The organism is Hymenobacter sp. BT559, assembly GCF_016427535.1.
Classification (GTDB): Bacteria; Bacteroidota; Bacteroidia; order Cytophagales; family Hymenobacteraceae; genus Hymenobacter.
The window spans coordinates 315,486-338,269 of sequence record NZ_JAELXV010000005.1 but is presented as its reverse complement, the minus strand read 5'-3'; the positions used below and the strand labels follow the sequence as shown (position 1 = coordinate 338,269).

The window sequence follows — 22,784 nt, the reverse complement described above, 5'->3', positions numbered from 1 at the left end:
TAGCTGCTTGTTTAATGCTCGTATTGGGACTGCTGATTGGGCTGGCTCCTGAGGCGCAGGCCCAGCGCCGTTATTACCGGGGTCGTGGCCAGTATTATGGGCGGCCGGTGCCGCGTCGCTACTACCGGGCACCGGCTTATCGGCCCTACTATGGCCCGCGTTACTACCATGCGGCCCCGTACCGCAGCTATGGTGGGCGCTACTACTACCGGCCGCGGCCTTACTACCGCCGGCATGGGCCTCCCATCCTTATTCGGCCCTGACGCGGGCCAATTGGCCTCTGCCATTATTACCGCTTCTTAAAACCCCGCACTCTTTTTGAGTGTGTGGGGTTTTATAGTTTACGGCGGCTCGCCCGGTTCGGCGGGTGGGCTGTAAATTTGCCCAGAACGCGCCGCCCTTTTTCGTTAATTATTTACCCAATGTTAGATTTCCTCGGCAAAACCGTCGCCAAGCTGTTTGGCTCCAAAGCAGAAAAGGACCTCAAGGACGTGGTGCCTTACGTGGCCCTCATCAATGCGGAATATGCCAAACTGGCCGGCTTGACCGATGACCAGTTGCGCCAGCGCACCCAGGAAGTCCGCCAGCAGATTGACGGCCGGCTCGCCAGCATCGATGGGCAAGTAGCAGGGTTGCAAGGCCAGATTGACTCGCAGCCCAACCTGGACGTATCGCGCAAGGAGCAGATTTTTGAGCAAATCGATACCCTCGAAAAGCAGCGCAACAAAGAACTTGAAGCTGCTCTCATGGCAGCGCTTCCCCAGGCGTTTGCCATTGTAAAAGAAACGGCGCGCCGCTACGCGCAAAATGGCCAGCTGGTGGTGACTGTCACTGACATGGACCGTGACATTTCTCGCACCAAGGGCAACGTGACCATTCAGGGTGACAAGGCCGTGTGGAGTAACAAGTGGCTGGCCGCTGGCGCCGAAATCACTTGGGACATGGTGCACTACGATGTGCAGCTTATCGGCGGCGTGGTGCTGCACCAGGGTAAAATTGCGGAGATGGCCACTGGTGAAGGTAAAACGCTCGTTTCGACGCTGCCAGCGTTCCTCAACGCCCTAGGTGGCCGTGGGGTGCACTTGGTAACCGTAAACGACTACCTGGCCAAGCGTGACTCGGAGTGGAATGCGCCGCTGTTCGAGTTCCACGGCCTCACCGTAGACTGCATCGACAAGCACCAGCCTAACACCGATGCTCGCCGCAACGCCTACTTGGCTGATATCACCTACGGCACTAACAACGAGTTTGGCTTCGACTACCTGCGCGACAACATGGCCCGCGACCCTGCAGAGCTGGTGCAGCGCAAGCACCACTATGCCATGGTCGACGAAGTGGACTCGGTACTGATTGACGATGCGCGCACGCCGCTCATCATCTCGGGCCCGGTGCCCAAGGGCGACGTACACGAATTCTTGCAGCTCAAACCGCGGATTCAGCGCCTAGTAGATGAGCAGAAAAAGCTGGTGCAGAGCTACCTAGTAGAAGCGCGCCGCAATATGAAGGAAGGCACCTTGGAAGGGGCGAAAGAAGGTGAAGGTGGCCTAGCGCTGTTCCGTGCCTACCGCGGCCTACCCAAGAGCAAGCCCCTCATTAAGTTCCTGTCCGAAACGGGCGTGCGCACGGCCTTGCAAAAGGTAGAGAACTTCTACCTGCAAGACAATGCGCGCCAGATGCCGGAGGCTGACAAGCCACTGTTCTTCACTATCGACGAGAAGAACAATCAGATTGAGCTGACCGAAAAAGGCATTGACTTGATTACGGCGCAGGGCGAAGACCCGCACCTGTTCATCATGCCCGACATCGGGGTGGAGATTGCCAACATCGAGCGCGCCGAAGCTCTGACTGCCGAGGAGAAACTTGCGCAGAAAGAGCAGCTCATGAGCGACTACCAGGAGAAGAGCGAGCGGGTGCACACCGTGAATCAGCTTCTGAAAGCCTACACCCTGTTTGAAAAAGACGACCAGTACATCCTGAGCCAAGACGGCAAGGTGATGATTGTGGACGAGCAAACCGGCCGTGTGATGGAAGGCCGCCGCTACTCCGACGGCTTGCACCAAGCTATCGAGGCCAAGGAAGGTGTGCGCATCGAAGATGCTACCCAGACCTACGCCACGGTAACGTTGCAGAACTTCTTCCGCATGTATCACAAGCTAGGTGGCATGACCGGTACGGCCGAAACGGAAGCGGGCGAACTGTGGGAAATCTACAAGCTCGACGTGGTCGTGATTCCGACCAACCGCGGCATTCAGCGCCACGACCACCACGATAAGGTGTACCGCACGGTACGCGAGAAGTACAACGCCGTAGCCGAAGAAATCCAGACCCTAGTGCAAGCGGGCCGCCCCGTGCTGGTAGGTACTACGTCGGTAGAAATTTCGGAGTTGGTAAGCCGCATGCTGAAGCTGCGGGGCATCAAGCACCAAGTGCTGAACGCTAAGCAAAATCAGCGCGAAGCTGAGATTGTGGCCGCTGCCGGCTACCCCGGCACCGTTACCATTGCCACCAACATGGCCGGCCGTGGTACCGACATCAAGCTGCGGGAAACTTCGCGTGAATCGGGTGGCTTGGCCATCATCGGTACCGAGCGCCACGAAAGCCGCCGCGTTGACCGCCAGCTGCGTGGTCGTGCCGGCCGCCAGGGCGACCCGGGCTCGTCGCAGTTCTTCGTATCGCTCGAAGACAACCTGATGCGTCTGTTTGGCTCTGAGCGCATTGCCAAGCTCATGGACCGCATGGGTATGGAAGAGGGCGAAGTGATTCAGCACTCGATGATTACCTCGTCGATTGAGCGTGCGCAGAAGAAGGTTGAAGAAAACAACTTCGGTACTCGTAAGCGCCTGCTCGAATACGACGACGTGATGAATGCCCAGCGCGAGGTAGTGTACCGCCGCCGTCGCAACGCCCTTTTTGGCGAGCGCTTGGAGCTAGATATCCTGAACCTCATCTACGACGTGAGCGAAGACATCGCGGCCGGCCACAAGGTCAGCAACGATTTTGAGGACTTCAAGCTGTCGGTTATCAAAGATTTCGGCTACGAAACGCATATCACGCAGGCCGAATTCAGCGCCCTGAACGCGGAGCAACTCACGCAGAAGCTCTACGACGAGGCAACTGGCTACTACGAGAGCAAAAACGAGCACATCGGCCAAAACTCGATGCCGCTGGTGAACAACCTGCTGAGCCAGAACACGCCCTACGAGAACATCGCGGTGCCCTTCACCGATGGCCGTAAGCACACCCAGGTAATTGCTAACCTGCGCCGTGCCCAAGCCAGCAACGGCCTCGACATTGTGCGCCAGATGGAAAAAGGCGCCGTGCTCTCGACTATCGACGAGGCTTGGACCCAGCACCTGCGCCAGATGGACGACCTCAAGCAGGTAGTGCAAAACGCCGTGTACGAGCAGAAAGACCCACTATTGGTGTACAAGTTTGAGGCTTTTGAGCTGTTCAAGCGCATGCTGAGCAAGGTGAACCACGAAACGGCTGGCTTCCTCTTCAAAGCCGACGTGCCCGTGGCTGCCGAGGCTGGTTTTGCCGAGCCGGATTCCTACTACGAGGACGACATCGTGGAGCCCTTGCCCAAGCTGAAGGCCGAAAAAGCCGTGTCGGACGTGAGCCTAGGTGCCGGCCCAGAAGACCTAGACCAAGCCGCCGAGCTAGGCTTGGCCCCCGCCATCAAGCAGGAGCCCGTGCGCTCGCAGAAAGTAGCTAACCGCAACGACAAGGTGACGGTGCAGTACATGGACGGCAGCATCAAACGCGACGTGAAGTACAAGAGCGTAGAGGAAGACCTCGCCGCCGAGCGCTGCGTGCTGGTAGAAGAGGCTTAATCCCCAAGAGAAGTAATAAAAAGAAAAAGGCCCGCGCAAGCGGGCCTTTTTTGTGGTCCACGCCGTAATCTGTAGGCCAGCTCAGTCGACACCTAGGATGCGCCAACTGCCCAATTGCAAGCCGTACCTTTGCGCTATGCCCACGCCTAACCTCGCCGCTACTCTCGACCATACACTGCTGCGGCCCGATTGCACCGAAGCCCAGATAATCCAGTTGTGCCAGGAGGCGCGGACACACGGCTTTGCCAGCGCCTGCGTGCCGCCGTGCTACGTGCCAGTGGCCGCCCGCGAGCTTAGTGGTTCGGGCGTGGCCGTGAGCACGGTCATTGGCTTTCCGCTAGGCTATAATAGCCCCCGGGTGAAATTCCGCGAAGCCGAGATTGCCTTGGGCGAAGGAGCTACCGAGCTTGACTTGGTGCTTAATATCTCGGCCTTGAAATCGGGCCAGTTTGAGGCCGTGAAAGCTGAGGTGGAGGACCTGGCAGACCTCTGCGATGTGCACGACGCCCTTCTCAAAGTTATTATTGAGACGGCACTGCTGACGGAAGAGGAAATGGAAACTGCCGCCCGACTGTGTGCCGAGGCCGGCGCCAACTTTGTGAAAACCAGTACGGGTTTTGCCAGCCGGGGCGCGTCGGTAGCCGATGTAGAATTGCTGCGGCGGGTGCTGCCGACCGGGGTGCGCATTAAGGCAAGTGGGGGCATTCGCACTCGCGAGCAGGCGCTGGCGATGCTGGCCGCCGGGGCCGACCGTCTAGGCACTTCAAACAGTTTGGTAATTATTCAGGAAGATGAACCTACACTTTCGTAACGCGGTGCTAGTCCTAGGTCTGCCTCTGCTGGCCGCCTGTGCCGCTACGGCACCCGCGGCCCCCAAGACGCGGGCAGCCACCCCCGTCGACACCACCCGCAAAACCGTGGCCACGGTACCCGCCGAGGACCTGACTAAGTACCGGCCCACGTTTCCGACGCCGACGGCATCTGTTCCCTCCACGCCAGCGGCGGCTCCCAAGGCCGTAGCGGCCGATGCCAAGGCGGCTAAGGCAGCTGCGCCCGTACCAACCAACCACGTAAATGCCCAGATGGAGCAGCGCCTGCGCGACCAGGCCTTCACCAACCAGAACGTGAAGTACACCAGTGGCTACCGCATCAAGGCCTATTCGGGCTTCGAGCGCGAGCAGGCCATGAGTGTGCGGCGCCAGGTTATTGCGCGCTACCCCGACGAGACTGATTATCTCACGTTTAAGCAGCCCGTGTACCGGCTTTATATCGGCGACTACACCACCAAGCTAGATGCCGCGCGTGCCCTGGTGCGGGTGCGGCAGTTTGTACCCAAGGCCGAGCTGGAGCCCATGCAGGTGCTCCTGAATAAGGTGCCGTAAGTAGCTGAGCCGCGGATTCGTCGAATTTCCTAGATTTTACGGATTCTGTGGGTTGCCTACCAACTGCGGTACTGGCCCAACGCAGGCAGTTGGCGTGCTTAAAAGAATTACTTTATCGTCTTCATACTTCGTGAAATCCGACCAATTCGACCAATCCGCGGTTCAGACAATTCGTGACCGCGCCGCGGCCCTAGCCCCTGAGTTGTCGGCGTTGCGCCGCCACCTGCACGCCAACCCCGAGCTGTCCTTTAAAGAAACGCAGACGGCGGCCTTCGTAACTAAAAAGCTGGGGGACATGGGGCTGCAGCCCTACGCCGTGGCGGGTACCGGGGTAGTGGCCTTGATAGAAGGGCAGCTGGGTGGCCCAGTGGTAGCGCTGCGCGCCGACATGGACGCGCTGCCTATTCAGGAGCTAAGTGAGGTGCCCTATAAGTCGCAGAACGCGGGCGTGATGCACGCTTGCGGTCACGATGTACACACGACTTGTCTCCTAGGTGCCGCCCAGCTGCTCACGGAGGTTAAAGACCAATTTAAGGGTACGGTCAAGCTGATTTTTCAGCCCGGCGAAGAGCTGCTGCCCGGTGGTGCTTCGCTCATGATAAAGGACGGGGTGCTGGAAAACCCCGCGCCGACCGAAGTGATTGGGCAACACGTGTTTCCGCGGCTGCCAGTGGGGCAGATTGGCCTGCGGCCCGGCCGCTACATGGCCAGCACCGATGAGCTGTATTTGCGCATTAAGGGCAAGGGCGGCCACGGCGCCATGCCCGAGCTTAACCTAGACCCGGTGCTGGTAGCCGCCCATATCATTGTGGCTGCGCAGCAAATAGTGAGCCGCCGCGCCAACCCCAAAATGCCCTCAGTACTGAGCTTCGGCAAGGTTATCGCCAATGGCGCCACCAACGTCATCCCTGACGAGGTGTACATCGAAGGCACTTTCCGCACCCTCGATGAGACGTGGCGCGACGAGGCCCACCAGCACCTGCGGCAGCTTTGCGAAGGGCTGGCCGCCAGCATGGGCGCCGTATGCGAGTTGGAAATCCGCCGGGGGTACCCCTGCCTCGACAACAACCCCGCCGTAACGGCCCGCGTGCGCGCCGCTGCCGAAGCCTACCTAGGTGCCGAAAATGTGATTGAGCTCGACCAGTGGCTGGCCGCTGAGGACTTTGCTTACTTTTCCCAGGCCGCGCCGGCTTGCTTCTACCGCTTAGGTACGCGCGCCACCGATGGGCGCTTTGCTGCTTCGGTGCACACGCCCATCTTCGACATCGACGAGCAGGCGCTGAGCGTAGGGGCGGGGCTGATGGCTTGGCTCACGTTGCAAGAGCTTGGCTAGTCGAATTTTATGGTATATTTTATTGTAATTTAAGTACTTATATGCGTTCTTTATTTGCTTCAGTAATAGTGCTAGGTAGTCTGTTAGCTACTAGCCAAGCAGTACGGGCCCAGACTACAACTCCGGCCTATGACCCCGATGCCACCCAGCGCCTGGTGCAGAAGCTGGAGCTGTGGCCCGAGCTGCAAGGCGAAGTAGCCTTTCGCAACGGCGACTACTTACTGCTGAGTGTGCGGGGCGAGCGTAATACCACGGATGTACAGTCTAGCCGTTCCTTAGGGTTTGATACCCGACGTGTGAGTGCTACTTACGAGCACTTCTGGAGCCCTACCTGGAGCTGGGGCGGGAGCCTGCGCTACGAGTCAGACGCCCGCTTTGAAGCGGGTAGCGGCGGTGATATGTTGGTGCCAGAAGTATTGCTGCGGCACCGCTCGCCCATTTTTGGCGGCCTCACTTTCGGGCAGCGCTTAGGGGTAGAGCGGCAGTTTTATGGCATCCGGCGTTCTCTGGGTGGCCCTGGGCCCGATGGCCAATTTTGGGGCCGGCTGCGCGTGGATGTTGAGCGGCTTTTTCCGCTGCAAAGCGATGCAGCCGGGTTTGCTTTGCGGCCCCGTATAAGCTATGCAGCCAGTACGCATCTACGTTTTCAAAAGGACACGGGTGACCCTGATGAGCGTACTATTCAATTTACCAGCTTGCGGGGCGAGGTAGGCGTGCGTTTGTCATCGGCTATCGATGTCACGCCCTGGGTCGCTTATCAAACACAATACAGTATAGCGCTACCCCAATACCAGCAAGATGCGAATGGTATGATGGTGCAGGTACGAGGCGGGCGCACCAATAACGTGTATCCGACCCTAGGGCTGGATTTTCGCTTTACGCTGCTACCAACGGGTAGTAAAACCGACAGGCAGCAGCTCCCAACCCAACACTAAGGAATAGTTATAGTGACAATTTGGCTTATTTGTTATTTTCTATAAAGGGCTTTCACGACAGTGTGAAGGCCCTTTTGTGTTTCTTGCTCGAAATTAATTGAAGCAATAATTATAATATAAAGACTTTTTGTCAGTAATCCTGGTTCGGCATAATGTTTATAGATAGTGAGGTGTCGCTGCTAGAAATGGCAGCCTATTAACAGACCAAAACCTTTCTAACTTATCAATTATCATGGCCGCCCTGCTTTATAATCAGCCTGCCCTACGTCCTGCCCGCGCTTTTAACTCGCTCCTAAACGAAGTACTGCGCGACGCCCTGCCCGCTGCCCCCAAAGCTTCTGCTTCCTTCGTGCCTGCTGCCGACATCTTCGAAACGGCCACTGGCTATGAACTGCACCTTGCTCTGCCCGGTGTAGCGAAGGATGCCGTAAGTATCGACTTCCAAGACAACCAACTGGTGGTAGCCGGTAGCCGCCCGGCCCCCGCCGCCGAAGGTGAAGATGCTCCCAAAGCTCACCGCCTCGAAACCCGCTTTGGTGAGTTTAGCCGCACCTTCCGCCTGCCCGACACGGTAAATGTGAAGGCCATCAGCGCCGAGCTAACCGACGGCCTGCTACGCGTGACACTGCCCTTCGACACGGAGAAAGTGACTAAGCAGCACATCGAAGTTCGCTAAGCTGCTCACCAAGAACCTCAGAAGGCACCCGTCAAGGGTGCCTTTTTTGGTCTAAAACTTGCATAATATTTAGGCAAGACGCAACCTTCGGGCACGAAATAAGCTCTAATTTGCGTTGAAACTCGTAGGGAACTAAGGGCTACTTAGGTGGCTTAATTATAAAAAGTGGGGCTTGACCTGTTCGGGTCCGCTTTGTTACTTCGCAACACCTTTTTTCATCTTTTTTTAAGTAACCCCAATGCAAGCTAAAAACATGATGCTCGGCCTGCTGACTTCCGCCGTACTTGGCGGTGGCGTGGCCGTAGGGGGGTACAAGCTGCTGGAAGCCGAGCCGGGCAATGTGGCTCAGTCGACGGTGGCCTCTGACCCGCAGGTACGCTACACGTCGGCCATGCGCAGCAGCGCCTACGCCGCACCTGAAGGCCTCAACTTTGTGGCCGCCGCCGCTGCTACTACGCCCGCCGTAGTGCACGTAATGACTGAATACAAGGCCGAGCCCCGGCAGCGCTCGCAGCGCATGCAGATGGACCCGCTGTTTCGCCAATTCTTTGGCGACCAGTTTGAGGACCAGTTGCGCGGGCAGCAGCCGCAGGGTGGGGGCGAAGGCTCCGGCTCGGGCGTAATTATTGCCGCCAACGGCTACATCGTCACGAACAACCACGTGATTGACAAGGCCTCAAAAATAACGGTAGTGCTCGACGACAAGCGCAAGTTCGACGCCGAGCTAGTGGGCACCGACCCCAGCACCGACATTGCTGTAATTAAGGTTAAGGCGGATAACCTGCCCTTTATCAAATACGGCAACTCGGATGAAGTGAAAGTAGGCCAGTGGGTACTCGCCGTGGGCAACCCCTTCAGCCTGAACACGACCGTGACGGCAGGTATCGTATCGGCCAAGGGCCGGAGCATCGGTATCCTTTCGCGCGACCAGAATAACATGGGCATTGAGTCTTTTATCCAGACTGATGCGGTAGTAAACCCTGGCAACTCGGGTGGTGCTCTGGTGAATACTAATGGCGACCTGATTGGTATTAATTCGGCTATCTCGTCGCACACCGGTTCATTCGAGGGCTATGCTTTTGCCGTGCCTAGCGCCATTGTGAGCAAGGTAGTAGACGACCTCTTAAAATATAAAGTAGTGCAGCGCGCCCTGCTTGGCGTGCGCTTTACGGAGGTAGACGCTCGTTTGGCTTCTGAAAAGAAGCTTAATACGCTAAACGGGGTGTATGTGCAGAGCCTAGTTCCTAATAGTGCCGCTGCAGTAGCCGGCTTGAAAGTAGGTGATGTTATAACTGATATCAACGGCATTGCAGTAAACACCTCGGCGCAGTTGCAAGAGCAAGTCTCGCGCTTCCGTCCCGGCGATAAAATTAAAGTAGGTTACCTGCGCGGTGGCGACAAAGCGATAGCCACAGCTACCCTTTTCAACGCTTCTAACACGACTTCGGTGGTGAAAGAGATGCCAGCCAGCGCTGCTGTGACCTACGAAGGTGCCAAGTTTGGCCCTGTATCGGCACGCTTGCAGAATGAGCTGGGCATTGACGGTGGCGCTCAGATTACGGGTGTGAAGGGCAGCAATTTCCGGGAAACTGGTATGGCGGAAGGCTTCATCATCACGCGCATCGACAAAAACCCCGTGCGCAAGCCCGCCGACGTGCAAAACTTCTTAGAGCAAGCCAAAGACAACTCGGGTGCGCTGGTAGAAGGCGTGTACCCCGACGGCCGCAAGGCGTACTACCCCATTGGCCGCGAATAGGCGCCCTAGGGTAGCTATTCCAAGCATTATAGAGTTAAAAAGCTCCTGCCACTAGTTGGCAGGAGCTTTTTTTATTTGACTTGCTACTGCGGGCAGCAATCCAAAAAAAAGTTTGCCTAAATGAAGTATGCGAAAGAGGAGCCGGGCTTTGTACTACTAGCCTGCCCCCTGGTAAGGTCGGCAGCCTGGGGTGGATATAGGTAACAGTCAACCTAGTATTTTCATAATACAAGCTTTTTGCGACCTTTGCTTTTCTCGGCTCCCCCGTCGGGTAGGCTTTCTCATTACTTAATACAGGCTATGCAGGCACCAGGTACGCAAATGGGTAAGAGACTTTTAGCGCTGCTGTTGGGGCTGCTAACGGCTCTGGCCGCCCAGGCCCAGGCAGTGCGTGGCACGTTTGCCGCAGGCGGCGGGCATTCTCTGAGTATTCATGCCGATGGTACACTGTGGGCAACTGGCAAGAACGACCACGGGCAGCTTGGCACCGGCGCCCCCTCAGCTACCGGCCAACTTAGTTGGGTGCAGCTCGGCAGCGACACCGATTGGGTACAGGTGGCGGCTGGCAATAGCCATAGTCTCGCCCTCAAAGCCAACGGCCAGCTGTACGCGTGGGGCGATAATACGTATGGCCAGCTCGGCACCGGCACTACCACCGATGTAGCAACGCCAACCGCCCTGGCGGGCGCTGTGTATACGCAAGTGGCCGCGGGCTACCGCTTTAGTCTTGGCTTGCAAGCCGATGGCAAGGCTTACGCCTGGGGCGACAACAGCGGCGGCCAGCTAGGTGATGGTACACTAGTGTCACGGCTGGTACCTACTGCTATAACCGGCGGCCAAGTCTTTACGCAGCTGGCGGCGGGCTTCTTCCACAGCCTGGGCCTGCGCGCCGATGGCACGGTGCTGGCCTGGGGTCGCAATTCGTACGGCCAGTTGGGCTCGAGCACCACGACGAGTAGTTCAGAGCCCAAAGCTGTTGCGGGCGCGGCGGCCTATGTGCAGATAGCCGCCGGCGGCCTCCACAGCTTGGCGCTGCGGGTCGACGGTACCATATATGGCTGGGGTAGCAATAGTAACGGCCAGGTAGGCAATGGCACAAAAGAAACGAAACTGGTGCCTACAGTCGTGGATAGTAACGTGCCCTATACTACCATTGCAACAGGTAGCTTTCACAGCCTGGCGCGGCGGGCTACGGGCCAGCTCGATGCCTGGGGCTCTAATGCCCAAGGTCAGCTCGGTACCGGTGATATGAACGATAGACTGGTGCCCACTACCGTGAATGGGGGAGGAAGATTTGTGCAGGTGGCCGCCGGTCAGAACTTCACGCAGGCGCTGAAAGCCAGTGGCCGCCTCCTGGCCTGGGGTCTGAACGATAACGGCCAACTCGGCGACGGCACCATTGACACGAAGTATTCGCCCGTGACTACCGGCCAAGCCCTCCCCACGCGCAGCACGGCCGCAGGCAGCAATTTCGGGTTGGCTATTCGGGGCGATGGTACTCTCTGGGCTTGGGGCAGCAATGCCGACGGCCAGCTCGGCGATGGCACCCGCACCAGCCAGCGCCAGCCCGTGCAGATAGGCACTGACACGGACTGGCTGCAGGTGGCCGCCGGCCAAAACTTCAGCTTGGCACTTAAAGCCACTGGCCAGCTCTATGCTTGGGGCAGCAACAACGCCGGCCAGCTAGGCACTGCCAACGCAGCTATTACGCCTACCCTCGTGGGGGGCGGGCTCACATTTGCGCGCATTGCAGCCGGGGCGCAGCACAGCCTAGCCCTGACCGGCGCGGGGCAGCTCTACGCCTGGGGCAGCAATAGTGCCGGCCAGCTAGGCACCACTGCCGGGGGCACCGCCCCGGCCGCGGTGGGGGGGGGCTTCACGTTTGCGCAAGTGGTAGCTGGCGGGCAGCACAGCCTGGCCCTCACGGCTACCGGAGCGCTTTACGTCTGGGGCGACAACACCTATGGCCAGCTTGGTACGGCCAGCTCCGCCAGCCAGCCGGCGCTGGTGAGCCTAGGCGTGCCGCTAGCCCAGCTAGCCGCTGGCCGCCAACATAGCCTGGCCCTTACGGCTAGCGGTGCGCTCTACGCCTGGGGCGACAACACCTACGGCCAGCTTGGCCTCAGCAGCGGCCAGGCGGTTGGTGTGCCCACGCTGGTGGCCGATGCGCCCCTCCTGACGCAGCTGGCAACGGGGGCGGCCCATAGCCTGGCTCTCACAGCGGCGGGTACCCTGTACGCCTGGGGCGACAACGACAGCGGCGAGCTGGGCCTAGGTACGGTATCGAGCCAAGCCAGTGCGGCCTTTAGCCAGGAGGCGACCCGCAGCACCGACTGGGCTACCCTCGGGAGCGGCAGCAGTGGCAATTTTTCGTTGGCGCGTACGGCATCGGCGCAGGCTTTGTCGAGCACCGGTGCCAACGAAGCGGGCCAGCTCGGCGATGGCACCACTGACACCGCACTGCGCTTTGACCGCCTAGTGCCGCTGCAGGGGCAGATGTCTATCTCGCTGCCCCTGCCCGTGGTGCTGGTGCGCTTCGATGCCCAGCGCAATGGCTCCGGCGCGGCGGTGCTTACATGGGCTACGGCCTCTGAAACCGGCAACCTAGGGTTTCGGGTCGAGAAGTCGACCGACGGCACCACGTTTGCGGCGCTCGGCTTTGTGGCTGGCGCGGGCAGTAGCACCACCGCGCACACCTATACGTTTCGCGATGCACAGGCCGCGGGCCAGTGCTACTACCGCCTGGCGCAGCTCGACCAAGATGGCACAGCAATCTACTCGCCGGTGCGGCTGGTAGCCGGCGCGGCGGCCAGCCTGACCCTGGCGCCCAATCCGGCCCGTGGCCCCGTGCAGGTACTGGGCCTGCCTGCTGGGGCTACCCTTACCGTTTATGATAATCTAGGCCGGGTGGTGCGCCCCACTACCACGGCCCTTGAGGTGGCAGGCTTGCCGGCCGGAGTATACCTGGTGCGGGCCACTGTGCCGCAGCAAGCTCCTCAGGTGGCTCGCTTAGTGGTAGAATAGTCTTTTCAGAATAGAAGCAGCGCAAGTAAGTTTGTGGCCGTCCGCCAGTTACTTACGCCTATTCTTATGCAATTGCTTACGACTCGTGACCCTAGCAGCTTTACGCTGGCCTACTTGCCCGACCAGCACATTCTCATTGGCCGGTGGCTACGGCCGGTGACACTGGGCGAGCTACAAGCGCATTACCAGGAGCTGCTCGCGGCAGCACTCGTGCACGATAGCTGCCGCCACTGGCTGCTCGATGTGCGTCGCCGCCGCATCGACGATGCGGCGGTAATCCAATGGTTTGGTCAAGAGTTTGGGCCCCAGCTGCCTCAGTTGCTAGGGCAGCCGGTGGTGGTCGCCTACTTTGCCATGGTAGGGCAGGAGGTAGCCGTGGCCGACCCCGGTTTGCAAGAAAATATCCGTCAGGGTTCCTCGCAAGGCGCACAGTACTGCTACTTCGACCAGGAGCGCGCAGCGATGACGTGGTTGGCGCAGCAGCCGTAGGGCCGGCTTACCGTTGGGTCTACGTGGGCAGTATTGAGCTAAGCAGTTGTCTCCGCATGCAGGTGGTCTTGTCCGACCGCTTTTCGCTCGGCTATGAACCTAGGTGGCATCTAGTGGCTAAGAACGCTTGCCCAGTGATGCAGTAGGCTAGCAAAATGCAGCGTGGTTAGCTCCGGCCCTGCTAAGGTTAAGCTGCCCACCTAGGGGGTAGCCCGGTGGTGGGCGTAGCCTACCGTGCCGCTAAGCCCGGCGAAGTACCTTTGAAGCCTCTAGTTTATCTCCGCAGTGTATGAAACAGGCCCTCGAAGAAGCAACCACCCCCGATGTAACCGTGGCCCATCCCCACGCCGACCCGCACGGCATGCAAGACGTGCTGCGCCAGCTCGGGGTGCCCGCGCACAGCCCCGCCTATAGCACGGGCCGCCACTGGGGCCACCCGGGCCAGCCGGCCAAAACCATCGTTTCACCCGCCGATGGGCAGCCCATCGCGGCCATCACGGTAGCGACCGTGGCCGACTACGAAACCGTGGTGCAGGCCGCCCAAGCGGCTTTTTCGGTATGGCGGCTGGTGCCCGCACCCAAGCGCGGCGACGTGGTGCGTCAAATCGGGCTGGAGCTACGCCGCCACAAAGAAGCCCTAGGTAAGCTGGTGAGCTACGAGATGGGCAAAATCTTGCAGGAGGGCCTAGGTGAGGTGCAGGAAATGATAGACATCTGCGACTTTGCCGTTGGGCTGAGCCGGCAACTGCACGGCTTCACCATGCACTCGGAGCGCCCAGCCCACCGCATGTACGAGCAGTATCACCCGCTGGGCGTGGTGGGCATTATCTCGGCCTTCAACTTTCCGGTGGCCGTGTGGAGCTGGAACGCCATGCTGGCTGCCGTGTGTGGCGATGTCTGCATCTGGAAACCTTCGGAAAAAACGCCGCTGGTGGCCGTAGCAGTGCAGCACCTTCTGCGCAAGGTGCTTGCCGAAAACGACTTGCCCGAAGGCGTATTTAACCTGGTGCTGGGCGGCCCCGATGTAGGCGCCGCCCTGGCCGCCGACGAGCGCGTGCCGCTGGTGTCGGCCACTGGCAGCACTCGTATGGGACGGGCCGTGGGCGCAGCCGTGGGCCAGCGCCTAGGTCGCGCCTTGCTCGAGCTGGGTGGCAACAACGCCATTATTCTAACGCCGCAGGCCGACCTCGACATGGCCATGCGCGCCATAGTGTTTGGGGCGGTGGGCACGGCGGGACAGCGCTGCACCACCACGCGCCGGCTCATCATCCACGACAGCATTTACGACGAAGTAAGCCAGCGCCTGCTAGCGGCTTATGCCAAGCTGCCCATTGGCCACCCCTTGCAGCCCGGCACGCTGGTGGGTCCGCTCATTGATGCCGATGCGGTGGGTCACTTCACCGCGGCGCTCGAGCAGGTGCAGCAGGAGGGAGGCACCCTGCTCGCGGGCGGCCAGGTAGTGAGCAGCGCCGAACTGCACGGTGGCCACTACGTGCTGCCGGCCCTGGTAGCGGCCGAAAACCACTATTCTACGGTGCAGGCCGAAACCTTCGCGCCCATCCTCTACCTTATCAAGTACAGCGGCGGGGTCGAAGAAGCCATTCGCCTGCAAAACGACGTGCGGCAGGGCCTGTCGTCGGCCATTTTCACCCTGAACCTGCGCGAGGCCGAAGCTTTCCTGGCGCACCCTGGCTCCGACTGTGGCATTGCCAACGTGAACATTGGCACCAGCGGCGCCGAAATCGGCGGGGCGTTTGGTGGCGAGAAAGAAACCGGCGGCGGCCGCGAGTCGGGCTCCGATGCCTGGCGCGTGTACATGCGCCGCCAGACCAACACCATCAACTACGGCACCGAGCTGCCACTGGCGCAGGGTATTAAGTTTGATATTTAAGTAGGTGGTATCCCTAGGTGAGTACAAAGGCCCCGCGCATCGCTATAGGATGCGCAGGGCCTTTATACTCACCTAGGGACTTACGAGGTCGTGATTATTGGCCTGTTTGCTGCACTACTTGCGGCAGCCCAATACAGTTGAAAATCTATGCGCAAATGCTAATGAGTTCAACAGTCGTGCAGCCAAAATACCTGTTCGCCGATGCTATCAGCGTACGTGCAAAAGATAATGGCTTTATCAAGAGCAGAAGCGAATTTTTCGTACGGACTAGTTCTTTTTAGGTAGTAGGTTCTACCTTCTATTTCTAGCCGCTCCCCAGCGTCCATCCATAGCTCTACCTCATTGGGTTCGAGAGGGTAGCTGGTAATGCGTATTTGATGCTCCGTTTTCCCAACCGGCCACCACTCTTTGAAACAACGCCCAGGGTAATTGTCTATCCAGCAATGGCTTTGGTTAACGATTATATAAGTGGATAATCCCTCTTGCTCCATTCGCTCGTAGTCGAGGCTAATTTCCTGCTGTAGCGAATCTTGATGCGTCCATAGGTAGTCTTTGATTTTTGTTAGTACGCGAGCTAGCTCTAGTGGACTAATTGTGACGGGCGGGTACTCATCAAAATCTTCATAATAAGGTCCTTCAATAAGTACCCTTTCCTCTGGAGTAAGGAAGGGGGGACGGTCCATCCAGATGTCGCCACCCGCTATTTCAAACTTAAAATCTCGACCAAGAAAAGGGGATAGCTGCCGCTCGTCATACTTATCACCCACCATTCTGAGGTCGAGTTGAGAGCCCATTGTTAGTAGGTGGCTTTATTCTTATTGAGGTTGGATACCTAAAATAAATAGGAAGAGAACTAATAAATCGCGAGCGGAATGGACCTAATTCTAAAGAAGCTCTAAGTTTAAGGTGTCCCTAGGTCAGCAAAAAGGCCCCGCGCATCGTTATATGATGCGCGGGGCCTTTTTACTGACCTAGGGGCTTGTGAAGTCTCAGCTATTGGCCTGTTTGCTGCACTACTTGTGGCAGCACCTTAGCCAGGGCTTCTGCTTGAGCACGGGTGAAGTTTCCTTCTACCTGCACCAGCACGAAAGAGTCGGCGGCGTTGGGCACAGTGCCGGTAGCGACTAGCTCACTCACCTTATCGCCCGACATGCGCACCACCGAGTTGTAGTTGCCTCCCGAAGAGGTGGCGGCCGAAAGCGGCGTGTAGCGTTCGGCTTGCAGCAGGCCAGTAGCCTCATTAAGCAGGCCTTGCTGCGACAGGTCTAGGGCCCTCGTAGAGGTAGGGGCAAAGGTAAGCGCCCGTGCGGCCCGAATACCCGTAATGGCTTGAGTCAAATCATTGCCTCCGAATAGATTGGCGGCCTTTACCAGCGCTAGGCGCTGCAGTAAGCTGGCCGACCATTCGGTGGTGTGGAAGCCGGGGCGCTTCTCGTATTTGTTGAAGAAAGCGGCCACCGTGCGCGCCGGCGTGGCCGGCCCACTAGCCCGGCAGGCGCCGAGCAGCGCCAGCCCAATTAGCAGAAGGCCTAAGGCCAGCCGGGCGGCGGGGTAGCGATGAGCAGGAGAGGAAAAACGCATAAGAAGCAGGTGCAAAAGAGCGGCAGTAAAAAACGGAGGTAGGGCAAACAGTGTGCCTAGGTCCGCATTTTACTGCCGCTGCCGCTATAAACAAAGAAACTGCTTAGCTATGGCTGCCAGCCGTCGAGCCTTCATCGGTGGGGTCGGTTACACCGCGGCGCTGGCCTTGCTTGTCCACGGGACCTTCGGCAGCCGTAATCTCATCGTCTTCGTCCGACGATACATAGACGTTGGTGGTAGGACCTAGGCCGCCGGTTTTCTCGGCTAGGTCGGCTTCGGCCTGAGCAAATTTGAGGTTGAGCAGCGAATCGTCGGCCGAGGTAGTGGGGGTATCTTTCTTTTTGTCTTGAGCCATGAGATAGCGCCGGCCGGCCGGGAAATAAACAGCCACCGGGTGCTAGATAGTACGCGCCGAGCGGCGGGAGGTTGGCACAGCGGCGGGTGTTGTAATTTTGGCGCGTTACCAACCCCCGTGCCTCACCTGATGGAGCCAACTTTACCGCCTGCCGACTTCGACCCCACGCACAACCCTTGGCAAACGCTGAGTACTGAGCCCAAGTATGAAAACCCTTGGATTCGGGTGCGCGAAGACCAAGTGCTCAACCCTAAAGGTGGACGAGGTATTTACGGGGTGGTGTCGATGCGCAACAAAGCCATTGGCATTGTGCCCATCGATGCAGAAGGAAATACGTGGCTGGTAGGCCAGTACCGCTATACCCTGAATGAATACAGCTGGGAAATTCCAATGGGCGGCGGCCTGCTCGATGTCGATATCACGGAATCGGCCCAGCGCGAGCTGCGCGAAGAAACCGGCCTGCTGGCCAACCACTGGACGTGCATTGCCCGCCTGCACACCTCCAACTCGGTGACCGATGAAGAAGGCTTCGTGTTCTTGGCCGAAGACCTGACCCAAACCGACTGGGAGCCCGAAGAAACTGAAGACCTGCGCCTGTGGAAGCTGCCCTTGGCCCAAGCAGTAGCCTTGGCCATGAGCAACGAAATAACTGACGCCATTAGCGTGGCCGGCTTACTGAAAGCTGAAAAAGTGCTCGCTAATAGATAGCTATTGCGTTATGGGAGTTGCCGACCCATTAGTGCCCTAGGGTAGGGCGCGGCCCCCAACTAGCGGTAGCTCCTACCTTTGTCCTATGCGTGCGCTGCTTCGTTATATCGGTCACCGCCTCTACACCACGTGGGCGACCTTCTGGTTTGTAACGCCTTTCTTCGTCACCTATCCGCTACAGTGGCTTCTGAGCCGGCGGCCAGCCTGGCGGCGGCATTTGCACACCCTTAACCGCAGCTGGGCCAGGTTCTCAATTTTTATGTGGGGCGTGCCGCTTGATGTGGTGCGCGAAAGCACTGCACCTGTGCCGCAGCCCTGCATTTATGTATCCAACCACGGCTCATACATTGACATTCTAGTGCTGTTTCGCACCATTCCGGGGTTTTTGAACATGATGGGCAAAGACTCGCTGGCCAAGGTGCCGCTGTGGGGGCCGCTGTTTGCCAGCACCTACATCGTGGTAAACCGCGGCAGTGCAGTGGGCCGGGGCCGCGCCTTTGCCCAAGCTAAGAAAGAGTTGCAGGAAGGCCGGTCGCTGGCCGTGTTTGCAGAAGGCACCATCGGCGACAAGCCCGGCGAGGAGCTAGGGCCTTTCCTAGATGGTGCTTTTCAATTGGCCATTGCCACGGGCGTACCCATCGTGCCCGTGAGCATGCCCTTCAACCACAAGTTTATGCCCTCCGTGAAGGGCCTGCGAGTGCGCTATGCGCGGCTGCGCGCCGTATTTCACGCACCCATCGAAACCAAAACCCTAACCCAGGCCGACGTGCCCGCCCTCAAGGCGCAGGTAGCGGCCCAAATTGCCGACGACTTTATGCCCGAGGGCCGGGGTATTCCTGAGCCCAGCACCTGGCGGGGGTAATGAGTAAATAGCCTGATGGACAATGAGTGTACTACTTACGTCGTTACCTCTGAACCCATTACGTTGCTTACTCCTCATTCCATTATTCTAATCACACGCACTACCCATATGAATACTGAAACTCTCCGCGGCCTAGCGCACCTAGCTCGCCTCGAATTTGACCCCGCCCGCGAAGAGCAGATGCTCAAGGACCTAAACGGCATCCTGGACTGGGTAGACCAGCTTTCGCAAGTAGATACTACGGGCGTGGAGCCGCTAGTGCATTTATCGCACGAAATCAACGTACTGCGCGATGATGAGGCCCGCAATACCGTGAGCCACCAGGAAGGCCTGCGCAACGCGCCGCGCAAAGACTCCGACTACTTCCGCGTGCCCAAGGTGCTCGACTAACGCTGTACCTCGGTGGCTGACTTCTCTTTCGTGCGCCGCTCGGCACTGGTGCCGGGGCTGCTGGCGGCGCTGGCCGTAGGGCTGGCCATCTACTACTACTTCACGGGCGAGGCCGCGACGCTGCCCCTAGTGCTGGTGCCGCACCTAGCACCCTTGCCGCTCGCGCTCGACTCGGTGGCGGTGGGCCCGGCGCACTTGCCGGTGCCGGCCAACGGGTACCTCACGACCCTCACCCACGATTTTGCCGGGCCCTTTACCCAGTCCGTGGCTGCTGGGGTGTGGCTGGGGCTGCTGGCCACGGGCCTGGCCGGCTGGCTGGCGGTGGTGAGCATGCTGCGCCGCCCAGCTTTTCTGGCGGGTACGCTGCCAGTTATTTTCCTGCTGATGTCGCTGAATGTCGATACGCTGGAAATCTTTCAGGGCAGCCGACAGGGGTTTTTAATCTTGAGCCTGAGCCTCCTAGGTGGCACAGCCTTCGGGCTGCACGCCTTCGGAGGCCGAGTCGGTATTCGGTGGCGGATACTGCTGTTTGGCGCGCTGGTGGCTGGTCTGGTCTGGCTGATTTTTGCCAAAACGAGCCTGCCAGTCGAAGAAACGCTACTGCAGCTGGCCGCCTACGCCACGCCCGGCGGCGCAGTGCTGGTGGCCGCCTTAGTGCTGTGGGTGGGGGTAGAAAATATCCGGGCATTGGTTTGGTTTAACACCCAGGCCGAGCGGCCCGAAAGCCGGTATGGCCTGCTGCCGCTGGTGCTGGCCAGCGCGCTATACCTAGGGGCTCTAGCTTTCTACTACTGGAGCAACGGCGAAGTAAAGCTACTGTTTGGACTGCGCCTCGACCCGCTGGTGCTGCTGCTGCCAGCTGTGTTGGCAGGGGGCCTAGGCCTGCCCCAGCGCCTGCCCAGCTACGGTGCCTGGCTACCTTATGCCGCTGCCCGGTCTCTTTACTGGCTACTCGCGGCTGGAGCCGCTGGCGCGCTCGGCTACGCCCTGGCCACGGTCAATACCCCGCTTTTGTCGGCGGCGCGGTCGTTCACTACCCTGGCGCTGCTGTGGCTGGGAGCCGCTTTCCTGCTGTACGTGCTCATCAATTTTGGGTCGCTGTTGCGGCAGCGGCTGCGGGTGTACCGGGTGGTATTTGAGCCGCGCCGGTTGCCATTCTTCACGGTGTACATCCTGGGGCTGGCGGCCATCGGGCTGACGCAGATGCGAGCCAGTTGGCCCCTGCTCGACCAGGTAGAAGCCGGCCAATACAACTTGCTCGGCGACCTGGCCCGCCAGCAGAGTGAGTCGCGGCCCGACGACCTGGCTTTGGCCCTGCTGGCTGAGCGCTACTACGCCGAAAGCGGCGACGTGCTCGACCGCTTCAACCGCACGGCACAGCTGGGCCGCGCCGCGCTGTACCGCTTCCACGACCAGCGCCAAAACGAGCTTAATGCCCTGCGCCGCGCCCTGCTGGTGCGCCCCGACGAAAAGCTGACCTTGCGCCTGGCCGCGCTCTACGCCGGACCTAGCGATTTTTTTGAGGGCCTGGACATCCTGCGCAAAGGCCGCCGGGACTTTCCTGCCAGCGTGGCCCTGACGTCTGACCTAGCACAGCTCTTCACCCAATCGGCCCTCACCGATTCGGTCGCTTTTTACTTAGACAAAGCCGAGAAGCTCGCGCCCAAGTCCTACGCTAGCCAGACTAACCAACTGGCTTTCCTGACGCAGCAAGGCCTATTGCCCGCCGCCACCAAGCTCAGCGCGCAAATGAAGCCAACCGCCAAGGAGCCTGCCCTGCGAAGCAATCAAACGCTGCTGGCCCTGCTCACGAAAGCCTCTAGTGCTTTGCCCGCCACTGCCAAGGGGCCGTTGCTCCTGAGCGAGGCGTCGTTTGCGGCGCTCTACCACGACGTGCTCTGGGTAGTGCAGCGTAGCGGTGCGGCAGCGAGTTGGCTACCCCATTTGCAGCAGCTCGCCGCTCAGCCCGAAAACGGTACGTACTACGAGCAGTTAGTTTTTCTGCAAGCGCTGCTGCTGCACAAAGCAGGCCGAGAGCTAGCCGCCCGCCAAACGCTCGCCCCGCTGGCGGCGGGCACGAGCGCCTCGGCGGCTTACTATCAGTACCTATTGGGAATCTGGCAATTGCAACAGCAGCAATATGCTACGGCCGCTGCGCAGTTTGACCTTGCCGCCGAGCACGGGCTGCCCCTAGCCCCGGCCGCCCGCGGGTGGGCGCTGGCCCTAGGTGGGCCGGCCGATTCGGCGCGCGTGGCAGCGCAGCGCTTGGCTACAAGCGCCGACACAGCCCAGCGCCCCGCCGGGCGGCAGCTATTGGCAGCGCTGGCCAGCACCAGTAAAATAGAGCTGGGTAACCAAGCGCCAGCTAGTGGCAGCCAGTTATTAAAGCAGGCACAGCAGGCCGAGCAAGACCCTGCTAAAGCTGCCAAGCTTTACCAGCAATTGCTGAGTACAGCGCCCTTCAATGAAAAAGCAGTGCTGGCAGCGGCCCGCTTCTACACGGCCCGCAAGCAGCCTAGCGACGCCTATGAGGCTCTGCGCCTAGGCTTGGTGGAGAACCCCAGCTCGGTGCCGCTGCAGCAAGCTTTTGTGCTGGCAGCAGCCGATGCGGGCCTGGCCGAGCTGGCTGAGCCCGCGCTCGCTCAGCTGCGAACGCACCTAGACGCGGCTACTTACGCTAACTTGCTGACGCAATTTGCGGCGCGCCGGGCGGCCCACGCGGCGGCGATGGCCGCTTTTGCGGCCGACGCTGCGCCCGTGCCCACTTCTAGCCGCTAACTTTTTCTGCCCATGCTCGCTGCCAACACTTCGCCGCTCGTTATTCAAACCACCAACATCGCCAAGGAATACGTGATGGGCACCGAGCACATTCACGCCTTGCGCTCGGTGAGCATCGACATCAAGCGCGGCGAATACGTGGCTTTTATGGGGCCATCGGGCTCAGGCAAAAGCACGCTCATGAACATTGTGGGCTGCCTCGATACCCCAAGCAGCGGCCAATACATCCTCAACGGCCAGGATGTAAGCCGCATGAGCGACAACCAACTGGCGGAGGTGCGCAACAAAGAAATCGGCTTCGTCTTCCAGACGTTTAACCTATTGCCGCGCTCCTCAGCCCTCGAAAATGTGGCTCTGCCGCTCATCTACGCGGGCCTCAATAAGCGCGAGCGCAACGAGCTAGCCTTAGAGTCTCTGCGCGCAGTGGGCCTGGCCGACCGCGCCGGCCACCGCCCCAATGAGCTCAGCGGGGGCCAGCGCCAGCGCGTGGCCATTGCGCGCGCGCTCGTCAATACCCCCAGTGTGCTGCTGGCCGACGAGCCCACTGGTGCCCTCGACTCCAAGACCAGCTACGAAATTATGGGCTTGTTTGAGGCGCTCTATGCCAAGGGCAACACCATCATCATGGTAACGCACGAAGAAGACATTGCCCACTACGCCCACCGCATTGTGCGCCTCCGCGACGGCCTCATCGAAACCGACGACGTAAACCACAACGTGACGCAGCCCGCCATCAACTCCTTGAGCGCCTAGGGCATCTTTTAGCCGCTACCTCAACTAAAGCGTACCCC

At 59.5% G+C, this 22,784-nt stretch carries 19 protein-coding genes; 16 read left to right on the top strand and 3 right to left on the bottom strand.

Annotated elements, in window-relative coordinates:
• Positions 1 to 14: 14 nt before the first annotated feature.
• The 11 genes from JAO77_RS17690 (at position 15) to amaB (ending at position 15,319) form a co-directional block, all read left to right on the top strand.
• Complete coding sequence (locus JAO77_RS17690) at positions 15 to 263, top strand: hypothetical protein (protein WP_198991730.1); 249 nt, start codon at positions 15 to 17, stop codon at positions 261 to 263.
• 159 nt (positions 264 to 422) lie between these two features.
• Positions 423 to 3,833: a preprotein translocase subunit SecA gene (gene secA, locus JAO77_RS17685; protein WP_198991729.1), complete on the top strand. Its 3,411-nt coding sequence runs from the start codon at positions 423 to 425 to the stop codon at positions 3,831 to 3,833.
• Positions 3,834 to 3,969: 136 nt separating this feature from the next.
• Positions 3,970 to 4,644, top strand: a complete 675-nt coding sequence (gene deoC, locus JAO77_RS17680) for a deoxyribose-phosphate aldolase (RefSeq protein ID WP_198991728.1) — start codon at positions 3,970 to 3,972, stop codon at positions 4,642 to 4,644.
• Positions 4,625 to 5,215: an SPOR domain-containing protein gene (locus JAO77_RS17675; RefSeq protein WP_198991727.1), complete on the top strand. Its 591-nt coding sequence runs from the start codon at positions 4,625 to 4,627 to the stop codon at positions 5,213 to 5,215. The genes deoC and JAO77_RS17675 overlap by 20 nt, the downstream gene beginning before the upstream one ends.
• Before the next feature lie 130 nt (positions 5,216 to 5,345).
• Entirely contained in the window at positions 5,346 to 6,548 is a 1,203-nt protein-coding gene (locus JAO77_RS17670) for a M20 metallopeptidase family protein (protein WP_370550233.1), read from the top strand.
• A 41-nt stretch (positions 6,549 to 6,589) separates the two neighbouring features.
• A complete protein-coding gene (locus JAO77_RS17665) occupies positions 6,590 to 7,483 on the top strand; it encodes a hypothetical protein (RefSeq protein ID WP_198991726.1) in 894 nt (297 codons plus the stop codon).
• A 232-nt stretch (positions 7,484 to 7,715) separates the two neighbouring features.
• Positions 7,716 to 8,159: an Hsp20/alpha crystallin family protein gene (locus JAO77_RS17660; protein WP_198991725.1), complete on the top strand. Its 444-nt coding sequence runs from the start codon at positions 7,716 to 7,718 to the stop codon at positions 8,157 to 8,159.
• Between the two features lie 238 nt (positions 8,160 to 8,397).
• Positions 8,398 to 9,915: a Do family serine endopeptidase gene (locus JAO77_RS17655; RefSeq protein ID WP_235998492.1), complete on the top strand. Its 1,518-nt coding sequence runs from the start codon at positions 8,398 to 8,400 to the stop codon at positions 9,913 to 9,915.
• Positions 9,916 to 10,236: 321 nt separating this feature from the next.
• Positions 10,237 to 12,939: an RCC1 domain-containing protein gene (locus tag JAO77_RS17650; RefSeq protein ID WP_198991724.1), complete on the top strand. Its 2,703-nt coding sequence runs from the start codon at positions 10,237 to 10,239 to the stop codon at positions 12,937 to 12,939.
• Positions 12,940 to 13,005: 66 nt separating this feature from the next.
• Positions 13,006 to 13,428 carry a hypothetical protein gene (locus JAO77_RS17645; RefSeq protein WP_198991723.1) on the top strand — a complete coding sequence of 141 codons (423 nt, stop codon included), beginning with the start codon at positions 13,006 to 13,008 and terminating at the stop codon, positions 13,426 to 13,428.
• Between the two features lie 289 nt (positions 13,429 to 13,717).
• Positions 13,718 to 15,319, top strand: coding sequence for an L-piperidine-6-carboxylate dehydrogenase (gene amaB, locus JAO77_RS17640; RefSeq protein WP_198991722.1), 1,602 nt, complete (start codon positions 13,718 to 13,720; stop codon positions 15,317 to 15,319).
• A 167-nt stretch (positions 15,320 to 15,486) separates the two neighbouring features.
• Here amaB and JAO77_RS17635 read toward each other — a convergent pair whose 3' ends face one another.
• From JAO77_RS17635 to JAO77_RS17625, 3 genes are all read right to left on the bottom strand, one after another.
• Positions 15,487 to 16,113 carry a hypothetical protein gene (locus tag JAO77_RS17635; protein WP_198991721.1) on the bottom strand — a complete coding sequence of 209 codons (627 nt, stop codon included), beginning with the start codon at positions 16,111 to 16,113 and terminating at the stop codon, positions 15,487 to 15,489.
• 199 nt (positions 16,114 to 16,312) lie between these two features.
• Complete coding sequence (locus JAO77_RS17630) at positions 16,313 to 16,900, bottom strand: DUF4252 domain-containing protein (protein WP_198991720.1); 588 nt, start codon at positions 16,898 to 16,900, stop codon at positions 16,313 to 16,315.
• 103 nt (positions 16,901 to 17,003) lie between these two features.
• Complete coding sequence (locus JAO77_RS17625; protein WP_198991719.1) at positions 17,004 to 17,255, bottom strand: hypothetical protein; 252 nt, start codon at positions 17,253 to 17,255, stop codon at positions 17,004 to 17,006.
• A gap of 129 nt (positions 17,256 to 17,384) precedes the next feature.
• Here JAO77_RS17625 and JAO77_RS17620 point away from each other — a divergent pair, with 129 nt between their 5' ends.
• The 5 genes from JAO77_RS17620 (at position 17,385) to JAO77_RS17600 (ending at position 22,746) form a co-directional block, all read left to right on the top strand.
• Positions 17,385 to 17,963, top strand: a complete 579-nt coding sequence (locus JAO77_RS17620; protein WP_198991718.1) for an NUDIX domain-containing protein — start codon at positions 17,385 to 17,387, stop codon at positions 17,961 to 17,963.
• 85 nt (positions 17,964 to 18,048) lie between these two features.
• Entirely contained in the window at positions 18,049 to 18,825 is a 777-nt protein-coding gene (locus tag JAO77_RS17615) for a lysophospholipid acyltransferase family protein (RefSeq protein ID WP_198991717.1), read from the top strand.
• 108 nt (positions 18,826 to 18,933) lie between these two features.
• A complete protein-coding gene (gene gatC, locus JAO77_RS17610; RefSeq protein ID WP_198991716.1) occupies positions 18,934 to 19,215 on the top strand; it encodes an Asp-tRNA(Asn)/Glu-tRNA(Gln) amidotransferase subunit GatC in 282 nt (93 codons plus the stop codon).
• Positions 19,216 to 19,227: 12 nt separating this feature from the next.
• A complete protein-coding gene (locus JAO77_RS17605; RefSeq protein ID WP_198991715.1) occupies positions 19,228 to 21,993 on the top strand; it encodes a tetratricopeptide repeat protein in 2,766 nt (921 codons plus the stop codon).
• 12 nt (positions 21,994 to 22,005) lie between these two features.
• Positions 22,006 to 22,746 carry an ABC transporter ATP-binding protein gene (locus JAO77_RS17600; RefSeq protein WP_198991714.1) on the top strand — a complete coding sequence of 247 codons (741 nt, stop codon included), beginning with the start codon at positions 22,006 to 22,008 and terminating at the stop codon, positions 22,744 to 22,746.
• Positions 22,747 to 22,784 lie beyond the last annotated feature (38 nt).